Origin of the sequence: Algoriphagus sp., assembly GCF_046296635.1 — a bacterium.
GTDB lineage: Bacteria > Bacteroidota > Bacteroidia > Cytophagales > Cyclobacteriaceae > Algoriphagus.
Genome location: NZ_JBKBKZ010000070.1, coordinates 1 through 540 on the forward strand (window position 1 = coordinate 1; position 540 = coordinate 540).

General features: G+C 38.5%; 1 pseudogene. It reads right to left on the bottom strand.

The features are described 5' to 3' along the window. Window positions 1-426 precede the first annotated feature (426 nt). Window positions 427-540 (bottom strand): annotated as a pseudogene (locus ACK4HU_RS21990) (hypothetical protein); the annotation flags it as partial.

The following is a 540-nucleotide window of genomic DNA, read 5'->3' on the forward strand; positions in this document are numbered from 1 at the left end:
CGCCAATTTTTCAAGTAGTTCTCGGTCTTCTGTCAAAATTGTGTTTAAGGTGGTTGAAAGTCGCATTTTTTCCGTTGTGGTTTTTTCCACTTGGCGAAGGTATTGCAGAAGTTCACCCAAAACTTCGTTGGGTAACTTATTCACAATTTGTACTATTTCTTGTTTGAGTTCCATTTTGAGTTCCGATTATTTATCAGCCTAACGTTGTTTTTTATTGGTTGGTTCGTTTTGATGTTTTCTTTCTATGCTTGCCTGCAACGTTTTGCGGGTTTAAGAAGTTGGCGATTTCGGAGCACAAAACTGTCAACCTACACGAAAGTTTGATTGGAAAACTGAACTTCATTTAACCACTGAACCGCCAATTTCTTAAAACCGCTGTTAGCGGTTCGGCTTTCTTTTCTGCTTATAGTTAATGTCTGCATATTGTTAACGTGGCATAAGTAAAATTATCAATGCTCCCGCTATACAAACACTCGCTCCAATAATATCCCATTTGTCTGGCGTGTTGTGTTCGACTATGTATAACCATAAGAGTGAAGC